Origin of the sequence: Photobacterium swingsii, from assembly GCF_024346715.1 — a bacterium.
In the GTDB taxonomy this organism is placed as follows: domain Bacteria; phylum Pseudomonadota; class Gammaproteobacteria; order Enterobacterales; family Vibrionaceae; genus Photobacterium; species Photobacterium swingsii.
On sequence record NZ_AP024853.1, the window covers coordinates 1,122,418 to 1,134,616 of the forward strand.

The following is a 12,199-nucleotide window of genomic DNA, read 5'->3' on the forward strand; positions in this document are numbered from 1 at the left end:
ATAGCCTTATTCAGTAAGGACGTTCATGCCCTTTCAATGTAGCTATTATCGCCAAGTTACTCTAATCTAAAAGCAGCTAAGCATAGGGGAACCCCCTTTAATATTACCGTATATGAGGATTAGCATGGCTATCTCGTTAGACCAACTCCAAGCGTTTGTTGCTACCGTTGAGCAAAAAAGCATGGCACAAGCGGCGCGCCATATCGGTAAACACGTTTCAACATTACGAGAGCAAATCAATAACCTAGAAATTGATACTGGTTTAACCTTATTTACTCGTCATGCCAAATCGATAGAGGTAACTCATGAGGGAAAGCAGCTTTATACCTTTGCCCTTTCAATGTTACGAGAATCGGCGCATTTTGACGCTAAGGTCGATAGTTTGTTGCAAGGGATCCCCGATAAACTCACTCTCGCGATAGATACAAGCTTGGTAGAACCCGCCTTAGATAATCTGATGGCCGATATTCTTAAGGCATACCCATATCTCACTTTAAAAGTGCTAAATGGTGATACCTTGCAAGTTAGGGGGTGGGTACTTTCAGGACAAGCGGATATTGGGTTGATGTTTAGTACCATAAATATGCCGGCAGAAATGGTCGTTAGCAAAGGGTATAATTTTGAAGTGATCCGTGTCGTTCCCCCACAATGGTCACTCATACCACATGCGTCACAACGCGATCTCGCTGATAAGTTACAACTGACTTTCACCTTTTTACACGATATCGGCATGCGTGATGCTGATGTGCTCAGTCACCGCTATATGCTTTGTAACAATGCTCCCCAATTGCTCAACTTGATTAAAGCAGGCGTAGGTTGGGGACACTTACCCAAATTTGTTTGTGAAGAAGCCTTAGCGAAAGGAGACGTTATTCAGAACCAAGAACAAGGTGACACCTACGCAAACTGGCATGCAGATCTCACTTGGCTAAAAGAAAAAGCGATGAATCCAGCTATGCAGATGTTTATCGACGGTGTACGCGCGTTGCCTGTGCATTAGAAATGCTAAATTTAATAAAGATAAAATGAATAAAAGCCTCGATTTTATTTATCTTTCGCGACGTTCTCCCATGCCAAAATAGCCGCTTTTCTGTTAGGTCGCCAACGGTAGTTCCCCAGTTCGCCATTACTTTTGATCACCCGATGACACGGGATCAAATAACCAATCGTGTTAGTGGCCAATGCCGTTCCGACGGCTCGTGACGCCTTAGGTGAGCCCATTAATTGCGCGACTTGAGAGTAAGACAATCGTTGCCCCGAATGGGTATTGATCATCGCCTCCCATACTTTCACTTGGAAGTTCGTGCCTTTCAGCACTAAATGAATTTTGCCTCTTGCCAACTTTTTATCCGGTTCAACAGAAAATATGGTATCGCTATATGCCTGTGCTTGTTCACTATTAATCTTGAACGTCCCGTTTGGCCATTGGCGGTATAATTCATCAATCATGTTTTTTTCATGGTTATCGGCAAATTGAAGAAAACAAATACCACGGTCTGTCCACGCAATCACAGCCTCATCAAAGGGGGTGACGACAACACCATATTGAATACTGACCCCTTGCCCACCTTTTTTAATTTCACCCGGTGTCATGGCTTCACACGTCACCATCAAATCATGCAATCGACTGGTACCCGATAGGCCTACTGATTGGCTTGCTTCCATTAAATTTCGGGTTTGTTTTAATGCATCCAATGCCGCTTGCTTGGTCACAACCTGCAAAAAACGCTTAGGCGAGATCCCCGCCCATTCAGAAAATACCCGTTGTAAATGATGCTCGCTCATATGAACAGATTGTGCAATTTCAGCCAAGGTTGGCTGATGTTCAAAATTGCGATGAATAAAGTTTATCGCTTGCTCAACGACATGATAATGACGATGACTCTCTGAATTACTCACCTTGTACCGCCTTCTGTTGGAAAAATTGACGTGGTGAAAAGCCCGTCACTAACATAGTGCCTGTAATGACAAAAATTGACCCGATAACAGTATTAAAACCAATCGCTTCATCTAAGAAAAGATGTCCCCATAAGATACCAAAAACAGGGATAAGAAATGTTACCGACAACGCAGAGGATGGTCCTAAATCACTGACTAAACGGAAATACAATAAATACGCTAACCCCGTACAAACCACGCCCAATAAAATAACCGCCATCGCAATTTCTGACGTTGGCGCTTCTCGGGCTGGTAAGAAGAAAATGAGCGGTAATACCAGCACCACCGATGCCCACATACTGCCATGCGCATTATTAAAGGCTTCAACACTTGGTGCATGTTTCGCGTAGTTAGTGGCAATACCATAACTGACCGCCGCACCGATGGCTGCCATCATAGGAAGAATGGCATTCTCCCCTATGCTCATGGCTTCCCAGCCCACTAAAACACTGACACCAATAACACCAAGTCCAAGCCCCAATAACACAGGTTTGGTAAGTGCTGTACGAGTCCAAATCGCCCCAATAATGGCCCCCCAAATCGGTGCTGTGGAATTAAATATCGACAAAGTCGACGCATTCAAAGACTGCGCAGCATAAGCAAACAACAAAAAAGGCAAGGCGGTATTAAACAGCCCCAAAGTAAAATAATGTTTGGCGTTCTCCACCATGTTGAGCTGTTTTTTCAAATAGAAAGCAATAATCAATAATGTCACCGCAGCGAATCCGACACGTGCTTCAATCAGCACGGCAGGGCCTAAAGGGGTGGCTGAAATGCGCATAAAGAGAAAAGACCCACCCCATATTGCCGCTAACATGATTAATCGAAAAAAGCTGTTCATGTGTATTTTCCATTCGTAACGTTATCATTAACTGTGAATGAAGCCCTTTCATTCCTCAACCCGATTCTTGCGCAATTGCCTACTCGCCTTATCTTCGTAGCGGCTCTTTGCGGTGCCTCTTTACAAGAGTCCGTACCACTACAGATAGCTCCCTCAAATTCAAAATAGCTCAAATAATTAAATGCTTTTTTCCATTCACCGAGTGACTCTTAAAATAAATCCCTTACCCTATAGATAAAACCACTAACAAAAGAGCGGCACTACCAATGAACTCTCTCCATTTGAAAGCGCTACTGTTGGCCATCGAAACAGGTTCTATTTCCTCAGCAGCGAGAAAACTGGGGAAAAAGCAACCTCAGGTAAGCCAATGGATTTCAGATTTAGAGATAGATCTTGGAGTAACGATTTTTGAGCGGACAGGCAACAAGACACGCTTGAGCATAGAAGGAGAGCGTTTACTGCCTTTTCTCACTCATACCATGAGTCAATTTGATCAATTCGTCCAACACGCAGAAATGATCGCTCATAATGAACCTACGGTATTGACCATAGGCATCGAGAACTATATCCCTGAGCATGCTTTCACGCAGCCACTGGCACTCGCACTCGACCTTCCACATCTCAGTGTTGAAGTTTATCGCGAAGAAAAACATCAACTTGAGGCTGACTTAACCCAAGGCAATACCGACATCATTATCATTAATGAATCCGATACACTGCATCATCTCCATTTCGAATACTGCCGCTTAGGTTTTTATAACGAAGTATTAGCCTGTAGTCCCGCTCACCCACTGGCCAGCTTGATGTCAGTGACAACCAAGGATTTAAGTCAGTACCGCGAGTTAATTTGGGGGGAGGCAGGCAGCCTACAAGATGATACAAATAGTCATGGGTTTAGCCCACTCTATAGCGTTTTCTCAGACATTCAGCCCTTAGTTGCTATGTTAAAATACAGCAAAGGCTTTGCCTTCTTACCCGCAGAATGTGTGGCTACCGACATTGAGCAACACCAATTAACCACTCTCCATTGCGATTTTGAACCCAATAGTATCGATCGCCGCATCGAGCTGTGCTGGCGTAATGGACTGACCCACTCTCATCATGGCGCCAAGGTGATTGATGCGTTTAAACATCACCACCAGCTTGCTGATAACACGACTGTATAAGCTTAAAATTATTACGCATACACTAAAACGCATATTGGGGATTTGCTCGCACCGACCACCAAATGCGAATAATTATTTTTCAGTTTTATTCTTGCTTCTGTAGTACCTAGCATGATGAATCAAGTAGTATCTAACCATCATCAGTTATGTTGTCAGTACCATGGAAAAGATAGACGCTCAAAACTCACCACAAGAAGACACACTCACGCGGCTTAAAAAAGCATTTATCACTGGCATTTTTGCAACGCTCGCCAGTATATCCATTGGGTTTATCTTCAAAATTTGGCTAGCGCAGTGGGTCGCTAAAGAAGATCTGGCACTATTTCATAGTGTGGTGGATATCATTTCTTTGTCACTGATCCTAATGACAGGCTTTCGCTCATCCATGGTCGTCAGCTACAGCCAAACAAAGAATGATCGCGATATCATCAATATTTTCCGATTTAGTTTGATCATTATGGTCTTAATTACTTGGGGGCTGGTCATTCCCTATATCAAGCATGAACTGAATATCAACGTTAGCTATTATCAGTTGGTTGGGATCATATTCAGTATGGGGCTCAAGGTGTATTTCACCAACCTTGTTGCCATGTATCGGCTTTACAGTATTTCAAACAAAGTGACTTGGCTAGATCCATTAGCGAATGCCGTACTTTTCCTATTCTGCTTCTATGTGATCGAATTACCCCCTCTTTCATCACTGTTCTATAGCATGACGTTATCCTCCCTTGCCGTCGCAGGGTTTATGTATATTCGTCGCCGAAAAGAGATAGCAACCAAGCCACTTTCAACCGTTCAACTAGATCCAACACTGATCAATTATGTTAAGAAGAGCTTTACAGCCTCACTGGAAGCAGGGGCGAGCATCTTAATGATATATATCACGGTACTACTTACCATTAGCCATTTCAGTATTGATGAACTCGGTGATTTTCAGGTCGTGGTTCGCCCTATTTTTACCTATATGACCATGTTGTTTGTCTTCCCTATTTACCGCTTTGTCTTACCGGAACTTGCTGTATGCGTACGTAAAAAACAGCATGAACAAATAAAGTTAATCCGTCGTTGGGTTTTTAAGCTCTCTTTTATCGTCTCCGCGCTCTTTTTTTGCATCATGCTAATGTGGGCGAAACCGATTGTACTTTGGGTATTTCCTGCAGAGTACGAGGGAGCTATTCCAGTATTATTCCACTTCTCTATTTTCTTTATTTTCATGATGCTCAATGCCTACCAACTGGCTTATATTAAAGCACATGGGCACTTTACACAGAGCCTCGTTATTCGCTTAAGTGGTATTGTCAGCTTAGTCATTGGCTATTACGGTTTATCGCTATTTACCAATAATGTGGTGGCTATCATTGCTGCATTAGGACTGGGGTATATGATGATGTTTATCTTATCAACCCTTGCTGAACGTCAAATATTATGTCAACAGCAAACGGTAGAGGAAAAGTGCATTGACGTTAACTAACAAACTCGTACGCTATCCACATATTGATGCTGACCGCGCTTTTGAAAAAGAAGATGAATTATTGCAGCAAATACAGGCAGGTGAGATTGCGCAGGCCTTGATGCTTTGGCAAGCAAAAACGCCCACACTTGTTTTACCCGCGGGAAATAAATGGCCAGTTACAGAGCAATCTAAACAAAGCTTAGCGGCACAAGGTTGGCAACTCACATCACGCAAAACAGGTGGCGCGCCAGTTCCCCAATTGCCGGGGATCATTAACCTGTCGCACATTTATCATTGGCCCGGCAAAGAGCCTTACAATATTCAGAAAGCTTACTTGCAGTTGTGTCATGTTCTAAGCCTGTTTTTTGAAGGGCTTGGTGTCGACGTAGATATTCACGCCACGCCGGGTTCGTACTGTGATGGTGACTACAACCTCAATATCAATAAACAAAAGGTAGTAGGAACCGCCCAGCGTGTTTTACTCAAAAAAGGCGGTGGCCAGATTGTGCTGTCTCAAGCCTGTATCCTGCTCGATGTCGACCTAGAAGACATTGTTACCCCCGTGAACTTTTATAACCAAGTTTGCGGGAATTCAACCGTGATTGATGCGAAAGTGCATACGCCTTTGTACGCACATTTACCAACACTTCCCAGTGTTGATTCACTATTTCAACAGCTAAGCCAAGCCTTCATCAGGCATGCCTGAAAACAGGACACGCAAGCTAACTCTTCGGAAGGTTCTCCATCGACTCTAGGGCGCGTACTCGACGCTGTTGATTTTCAGAAAACGTCTGGCGGCGTAACTCGTCAATAGCTATTAACTGCGCATCAGCATCTAGAGTCAGATCCGCAGCAATGTCCGCACGCTGCGCTAAGTAATTGTCCAGCTTGTGTTGAAAAGCTTTGCGATCAAGACGAAGCTGTTCCAGCCTATCTGCAGCGGCAGTCCCCACTAGAGCTTGTTGCTGCAGGTATCGGTCTTGGTCATCTAAGGCTTGCGTATCATGAAGTTCTGTTAGCAGGCTGGCATTACGATAGCCTTGCTGTAAATCTGGTGAGAGCTGATCAAGCTCTTGTTGCCACGCTTGTTGATAAGTCTCTTTATCTTTAAATTGCTCTTTTAATCTCAACTGTGTAAGCGCAAGTTGGCGCATCGCATTTTCATTTGCAAACAAAGTCTGCTGCTCGGCTATTGAAAAATACCTCAACTGTAAAGCAAGTAACTGATCATCAAGTTGCTGCAAGACGTTCAAATCGAGGCTTTGAAAAGCGCCTGATTCAAGATCGGCTAAGGAAGCACGATATTCAATAAAGCGTTTAAATAAATCCTCATCAAGCTGATAACTCTCTGCTTGTTCTTGATTGAAGCGCAAAAAGTTTGCTTGTAATGTCATCAAGTCTTCCTCACCCAACCCTGCGAGAAAGTAATCAAACGTCTCTCGCGCCGAATCTTTATCGATATTGGTATCTCGTTGCGACTGAACCTGAACTTCCGTGATTTCAGAAGATGCATCAAGGTTGAAATAGACCGCACAGGCAACTCCAACAATACATAATAGTGACAGTACGGTCTTTTTCATTGTGATTAGAGCCCCTGAAGTTGTAAGCGGTTAGCGTGCTGGCGATACAAAGTCGTTGGTGCTGTCTCGAACAAATGGGTAACACCCAATAAGCCGTTTATTTCATCAAGGTGATTCATTTTATAATCGTTACGAATCACTTTTCCTAGATGCGTACTACACTGCCCAACAAGACCATCATTAGGTTCATCAAACGCTAAACCTAGCACTACCATAGCCGCATCAGTTGGATCTAGTGCATTGGTGAAGTTACGAGTACCCGTCCACGAATAATAATAAACACCATTAGACGCAACATAATCTCCCTCACCACACTCGGTTAATGGCACGCCTTCAGGGTATTTCTGGTTGAATTTCAACGAACCTTCTGTCGTTAATGCGGCTAATGAGGCAAGAGGATCTTGCGGTAAATCCCCTCCACCCGAAAGCAAGTTAATCAGCGACACTAACCCTTCAGCTAATTTCACGGCTACACCTTCCGAAATAGAACCTTCGGGAATAGTTCCTCGCGCTATATCCGCAATACGTGAGCCTTTATTGACGCCGCCAATACTTGTTACCGATGCTACGAGTTCAGGTGATACAGACGCAACATAACGCGCTGTCGGCCCGCCATGACTATGCCCAATTAAATTGACTTTCTCCGCCCCTGTTATTGCGAGTACATTTTGCACTTGCGCCAATAATTGCTCGCCACGCAATTCCGTACTATTCGTTGCCGAAATTTGTGCGACATAAACTTTTGCGCCGCTTTTGCTTAAGGCCTGAGGAATGCCATAAAAATAATCAATACCAGCAAGGGTATCGAAACCAAATAAACCATGTACCAATACAATGGGATATTTAGTTTCGGTATAACCTTTTTGGCTGGCTGCCGTAGCACTGCTACTTGCGTAGCTTGATATTGATAATATGCAAAGAATGAAGGTAATTAATAAACGTTTCACTTTTACTCTCCCTGTAAGAGATCCGATGAGTAAAATAACGTTAGCATGTGATTTGATGCATATATGATTAAGTGACATAAATGTGATCAAACAAATACTTTTAATGCGTAACTGCTGTGCCACTAACAATATGACAATAGATACTTGCTATTAAATAATCACTTCATTGAATAGGTATTATTTTAATAATACATGAACTCTTCTCGTTCATGGGGAGGGAGGTAGCGAATAGCTTTGTCGTCATCCGATCCGGTACATTTTAAATCAGCCAACACATCGTCATCCTTTATTACGTAAACACCCGCAACTTCAATTTTTTCTCGCTTCCCCAACTCTTCATCTATCCATTCGCCATTCATGATTCCTGAATATATGACATATTTATAAGCGTTATTTTTAAATGTTAAATGTCCCTCCCCACCACCACTATAGCTGGTTGCACTAAAGTGAACTGGTGAAACTAAAGTTAACTCTATGGCACCTAATTTTCCATAGCGATAAATCAATTGATCATTCTTAGCTGCACACACTGAAACGGTTTTACTTTTGATGCGACAAGAAAAAGATTCAATCTCTCCAGTGCGACACAAGCTTGAAGCCCAACTATTAGTCGTACAAAGTACAAATGACAGCGCTAACAATCCTTTATTACTCATTACTCACCACAAACAATTAATATCTTTAACAAACGTACAGTGTTTATATAGTAATTCTAAGAATAGATGCAACTATTGACTTCTAGCATCATGAGATCATGTATTTTCAACAAAAACGTTAAGTCGGCCAACCATGGCCGACTTTTAGCTAGAATAGAAATTAGAAATTAGAAATTATAGCTTGCCCCGAGCTTAGCATAAGTTTCATAACCTTTTGTTACTTGTGAATATTCACTTGAAAGTTCCACAAACGGCATAAAATCATATTCAGTCATTGTTACGCGAGCTTCTAAGTTTACCCACTGATCCTTGTGTAAATTCTTGCCTAGGGTGTTATTCATTTCTTTTACACCGATAACTTTTGCTTGAGCATAGAATGCATCAAGTTGCTTACCTGCATAATAATCTAAACGAATCTGTTTCGAGCGCTCATTATTTGTTTTTTCAATTTCAATATCTGCTCGAACACGGAAACCATTATCAAACAAACCATTAAACGGGCTACCTGATACCGTTAAACCGCCTTTAACAACATTAACAGCATTGTTTTTCTGCTCATATTCAAGTTCAGGAGTAAACTGAACTAAGCCATCTTTATTAAACTGGTAGCTTAGATTGGTTTCGGTACTTTGGGATAGACTTTTGAAAGAGGCATTAAAACCATCATAACCCACACCAACTTTATACCCCGTCACAGCAGGTTCAGCTAAACCGCTTGTATTAAACTTATGGTCAAACTCTAATAATCCACTTAATTTATTATCAGCTAAAACACTACCAGAAAATATAGCCGCTACAATAAGCAATACTGATTTAGATTTATTCATATACCCTACAAATTTATTTTAACTCAACAGCAAATAACACCTATGCTTACACAGCGTAAATACAGTGCTTGGTATTCGCCTCAATAGCCCTAAATTATGCATAATGATTTTTAAATACGTAAATAAGAACCTATAAGTAAGGCTAATAGCCCTTATTTAGGATCACTCTGCTACTGCTACCACTTATAATGTACTGCCGCGCTTAATCAAAATTAACGTGATTGCACTCTATGTTAAGTCTGACTAATAGGTCCTATTTCGCCCTTCTTTATTTCATTGGGTAATATTTAATCTATATAGCAGAGAGCTATTTTTTGTATAGGAGTAAATCTTCACTCAAATTAGATTAAGGTATCTATGGATTTTTCACGTCAACTCGAAATTGCAATGCAAGAATATGGAAATGGATGGTCTAAGCGTTGGCCTGAATGGGCCACTGGCAATGGGAAAGTAAAAGCATGTACACCCATACGCATGAAGCGTGAAATTCATGACTTTCGACTAAAAGAACGCAAAATAATACGTCTAGGGTCGTTTGTAGGCGGTGATGAGAAAACGAAACATCAGTGTCTTATTTGTGATCATGAGTTTTTAACCAAGCCCAATAATATCACCAGCGGTGGACACGGTTGTCCACGGTGTGCTCGACAGCGCAGTAATCGTAGCTGTCGTCATAGTCAAGAGCAGTATATAAAAAACTGTCTAGAACTTTCCGTTCGCCCTCTTGAAGACTACCGAGGTTCTGGCTCTGCCATTTTGCATGAATGCATAAAGTGTGGTCACCAATGGCGGGTAACAATCGGAAATATCCGACATGCAGGAGGGTGCCCTGGGTGCCGTTCCCAAAGTAAACTAGGTCAAAGTATTTGGAGGAAACGCAATTTAGATACTTAAAGAAGCTACCTAGATGACACTTTATAAAGTAAATTGAGTTCTGTCCTATGGACGCAACATGATACATGCTCTAGCACAACACTTTGTTAATCATATACTTTTTCATCTTAAATCATGATGAGACCACTCCCAGGTTGCTTATGCTTCCTGGGATTTTTTATTCATTAAATAACTGATAATACAAAAGTTAATGTATTAACTCATAAAAATTAACACATTATAAATAAGCAGTGTAATAGTAAGAGAGATAACTCAAAAGATAGGTAAATTAATAAACAGGATGGATCATATACAAGAAGATATTGATCTTATTTTCTACGATCAGGCAATTGCCACGATTTAAGAAACCCTTTCGCATTGAGTGTTGTCGTGCCGCCAGAAAAATCAATTAGCACTAAGCTTTCCAATTGAAACTGCCCATATAAATAATCCCTACCCTGCTGATTTTTTGGTTCAGCTAACGATTCATTTCCTTGGGGAGCTGCGTGGCAATAAACAATCATTTCAACAGGCATACCGTTAACCATGTAAATTTCATCTTCCATCGGTTTATCTAACTCGCAGACATCCACTTTACTTTCCATGTATCCAATAAAAATGGTTTGTTGGTTATCCTTCGTCTTATTTATTTCAGCACTATACAAACGCACTTGCCCCTTATGATCGATACTTTTGGTTAACGATAATGACGTAAATGGCTCACCAAAACTGGAACGTTCGGCACTTTCCTCTTCACTAGCAATAGTAAAAAATGTCATCACAACAATAAAAATAGGGATAGATTTCTTTATCGCTCTTTTCACTTTCTTCCTCTACTCAAAATGAAGCCTTCATTACTATTTATGAAGGTTTCATTGATATATCAATATATTGAATGAATTTAATTATCGTGAAATGGTAGGCTTTTATCTGTCATCCAGCATGCTTTTTTAACATATCGTCTAGATCGAGGTTCTCTATTAGATAAATTACATTAATACTAAAACCAAATGTCTAAAACCATTAACTACGCCAGAAAAAATCACAGACAATAAATAAGTGGAAAATGCGGAAATAGCTGTTGACCCGTCTATGAGGTAAGGGTTGAGAATACAGAACTCGGTTGAGAAGCAATCACTTCATTCAATAATTTTGTTTCTATGACCGATGCACTTATAAACTAAAATCACTATATCGGAGTAACACATGTTAAATAAAACACGCTGGGTAGAAATCATGAAAGCTGCTGGTCTTACAGATGAAAACATGAAGAATTGGCATCAACAATTCGAAGCAATGGAGCCAGAGGCACACCAAGCATTTTTAGAGTCACTAAATATTGATGCTGAGGAAATCAAAACTATTCGTCACTGGGCAAAAGCTTAATACTAACGTGCGGTTCAACCATTGAGCCGCACTGTACCCGACACAGTTGGTCTAAGCATAAAGGTATCGAGCTATTAACTGCTTGGTCATAACACAGCTTATATTCTCCATTATTTTTTGATAAACATTCAAATCTAGCGCTATTTATCACATAAAAAATACCTCCTATTATTTACTTTAACAGTCAGCATAAGTAAATACAGGCACCACAGAAGGATATCAGCATGACCCTTACCATAATTGCGAATATTGTTGCTAAAGATGACCATATCGAGCTGGTTAAAACAGAACTGGTAAAACTCATCAACACAACACGCGCAGAAGAGGGGTGTATCAATTACGACTTACACCAAGACAATGAAAATCCAACACACTTTACCTTCTATGAAAATTGGAGTTCACGTGAGTTGTGGCAAACACATATGGCTAACAACCACCTTGCCGACTACATGGCCGCAACCGAAGGTTGCGTCGCATCATTTACGTTAAATGAAATGACTAAAATCAGCTAACCAAACCGTCATCTCGCTAA

Annotated in this window: 14 protein-coding genes; 7 read left to right on the top strand and 7 right to left on the bottom strand. The window is 41.2% G+C overall.

The window, feature by feature from the left end; translation table 11 throughout:
* The first annotated feature begins 124 nt into the window (after window positions 1–124).
* A complete protein-coding gene (locus OCU77_RS22335) occupies window positions 125–1,000 on the top strand; it encodes a LysR family transcriptional regulator (RefSeq protein WP_048897465.1) in 876 nt (291 codons plus the stop codon).
* A gap of 44 nt (window positions 1,001–1,044) precedes the next feature.
* On the opposite strand, the gene OCU77_RS22340 is transcribed toward OCU77_RS22335, so the two are convergent.
* A complete protein-coding gene (locus OCU77_RS22340; RefSeq protein ID WP_048897464.1) occupies window positions 1,045–1,899 on the bottom strand; it encodes a bifunctional helix-turn-helix domain-containing protein/methylated-DNA--[protein]-cysteine S-methyltransferase in 855 nt (284 codons plus the stop codon).
* Complete coding sequence (locus OCU77_RS22345; RefSeq protein WP_048897463.1) at window positions 1,892–2,779, bottom strand: DMT family transporter; 888 nt, start codon at window positions 2,777–2,779, stop codon at window positions 1,892–1,894. The genes OCU77_RS22340 and OCU77_RS22345 overlap by 8 nt, the downstream gene beginning before the upstream one ends.
* A 266-nt stretch (window positions 2,780–3,045) precedes the next feature.
* On the opposite strand from OCU77_RS22345, the gene OCU77_RS22350 reads away from it, so the two are divergent.
* From OCU77_RS22350 to OCU77_RS22360, 3 genes are all read left to right on the top strand, one after another.
* The gene (locus tag OCU77_RS22350; RefSeq protein WP_048897462.1) at window positions 3,046–3,945 is read left to right on the top strand and encodes a LysR family transcriptional regulator; all 900 of its coding nucleotides are present in this window, start codon (window positions 3,046–3,048) and stop codon (window positions 3,943–3,945) included.
* A 160-nt stretch (window positions 3,946–4,105) separates the two neighbouring features.
* Window positions 4,106–5,416, top strand: coding sequence for a lipopolysaccharide biosynthesis protein (locus OCU77_RS22355; protein WP_048897461.1), 1,311 nt, complete (start codon window positions 4,106–4,108; stop codon window positions 5,414–5,416).
* Window positions 5,403–6,104: a lipoate--protein ligase family protein gene (locus tag OCU77_RS22360; RefSeq protein ID WP_107302579.1), complete on the top strand. Its 702-nt coding sequence runs from the start codon at window positions 5,403–5,405 to the stop codon at window positions 6,102–6,104. The genes OCU77_RS22355 and OCU77_RS22360 overlap by 14 nt, the downstream gene beginning before the upstream one ends.
* A gap of 16 nt (window positions 6,105–6,120) precedes the next feature.
* On the opposite strand, the gene OCU77_RS22365 is transcribed toward OCU77_RS22360, so the two are convergent.
* The 4 genes from OCU77_RS22365 to OCU77_RS22380 form a co-directional block, all read right to left on the bottom strand.
* Window positions 6,121–6,978, bottom strand: a complete 858-nt coding sequence (locus tag OCU77_RS22365) for a lipase secretion chaperone (protein ID WP_107302578.1) — start codon at window positions 6,976–6,978, stop codon at window positions 6,121–6,123.
* Between the two features lie 5 nt (window positions 6,979–6,983).
* Window positions 6,984–7,925: a lipase family alpha/beta hydrolase gene (locus OCU77_RS22370; RefSeq protein ID WP_107302577.1), complete on the bottom strand. Its 942-nt coding sequence runs from the start codon at window positions 7,923–7,925 to the stop codon at window positions 6,984–6,986.
* Between the two features lie 182 nt (window positions 7,926–8,107).
* Window positions 8,108–8,581, bottom strand: a complete 474-nt coding sequence (locus OCU77_RS22375) for a hypothetical protein (RefSeq protein WP_048897458.1) — start codon at window positions 8,579–8,581, stop codon at window positions 8,108–8,110.
* A 167-nt stretch (window positions 8,582–8,748) separates the two neighbouring features.
* Window positions 8,749–9,408, bottom strand: a complete 660-nt coding sequence (locus tag OCU77_RS22380) for a hypothetical protein (protein WP_048897457.1) — start codon at window positions 9,406–9,408, stop codon at window positions 8,749–8,751.
* Between the two features lie 357 nt (window positions 9,409–9,765).
* Between OCU77_RS22380 and OCU77_RS22385 the strand changes: the two genes are divergently transcribed.
* A complete protein-coding gene (locus OCU77_RS22385) occupies window positions 9,766–10,302 on the top strand; it encodes a zinc-ribbon domain-containing protein (RefSeq protein ID WP_048897456.1) in 537 nt (178 codons plus the stop codon).
* 308 nt (window positions 10,303–10,610) lie between these two features.
* Here OCU77_RS22385 and OCU77_RS22390 read toward each other — a convergent pair whose 3' ends face one another.
* Window positions 10,611–11,105 carry a hypothetical protein gene (locus tag OCU77_RS22390; protein ID WP_048897455.1) on the bottom strand — a complete coding sequence of 165 codons (495 nt, stop codon included), beginning with the start codon at window positions 11,103–11,105 and terminating at the stop codon, window positions 10,611–10,613.
* A 382-nt stretch (window positions 11,106–11,487) separates the two neighbouring features.
* Here OCU77_RS22390 and OCU77_RS22395 point away from each other — a divergent pair, with 382 nt between their 5' ends.
* Window positions 11,488–11,667 (top strand): MerR family transcriptional regulator, encoded by a 180-nt coding sequence (locus tag OCU77_RS22395; RefSeq protein WP_048897454.1) that lies wholly within the window; start codon window positions 11,488–11,490, stop codon window positions 11,665–11,667.
* A 224-nt stretch (window positions 11,668–11,891) separates the two neighbouring features.
* Window positions 11,892–12,179 carry a putative quinol monooxygenase gene (locus tag OCU77_RS22400; RefSeq protein ID WP_048897453.1) on the top strand — a complete coding sequence of 96 codons (288 nt, stop codon included), beginning with the start codon at window positions 11,892–11,894 and terminating at the stop codon, window positions 12,177–12,179.
* Window positions 12,180–12,199: the final 20 nt, after the last annotated feature.

Coding starts and splice junctions, on each gene's coding strand:
- OCU77_RS22400 (WP_048897453.1), top strand. CDS start 11,892: ATGACCCTTACCATAATTGCGAATATTGTTGCTAAAGATGACCATATC.
- OCU77_RS22380 (WP_048897457.1), bottom strand. CDS start 9,408: ATGAATAAATCTAAATCAGTATTGCTTATTGTAGCGGCTATATTTTCT.
- OCU77_RS22350 (WP_048897462.1), top strand. CDS start 3,046: ATGAACTCTCTCCATTTGAAAGCGCTACTGTTGGCCATCGAAACAGGT.
- OCU77_RS22365 (WP_107302578.1), bottom strand. CDS start 6,978: ATGAAAAAGACCGTACTGTCACTATTATGTATTGTTGGAGTTGCCTGT.
- OCU77_RS22335 (WP_048897465.1), top strand. CDS start 125: ATGGCTATCTCGTTAGACCAACTCCAAGCGTTTGTTGCTACCGTTGAG.
- OCU77_RS22345 (WP_048897463.1), bottom strand. CDS start 2,779: ATGAACAGCTTTTTTCGATTAATCATGTTAGCGGCAATATGGGGTGGG.
- OCU77_RS22395 (WP_048897454.1), top strand. CDS start 11,488: ATGTTAAATAAAACACGCTGGGTAGAAATCATGAAAGCTGCTGGTCTT.
- OCU77_RS22375 (WP_048897458.1), bottom strand. CDS start 8,581: ATGAGTAATAAAGGATTGTTAGCGCTGTCATTTGTACTTTGTACGACT.
- OCU77_RS22355 (WP_048897461.1), top strand. CDS start 4,106: ATGGAAAAGATAGACGCTCAAAACTCACCACAAGAAGACACACTCACG.
- OCU77_RS22385 (WP_048897456.1), top strand. CDS start 9,766: ATGGATTTTTCACGTCAACTCGAAATTGCAATGCAAGAATATGGAAAT.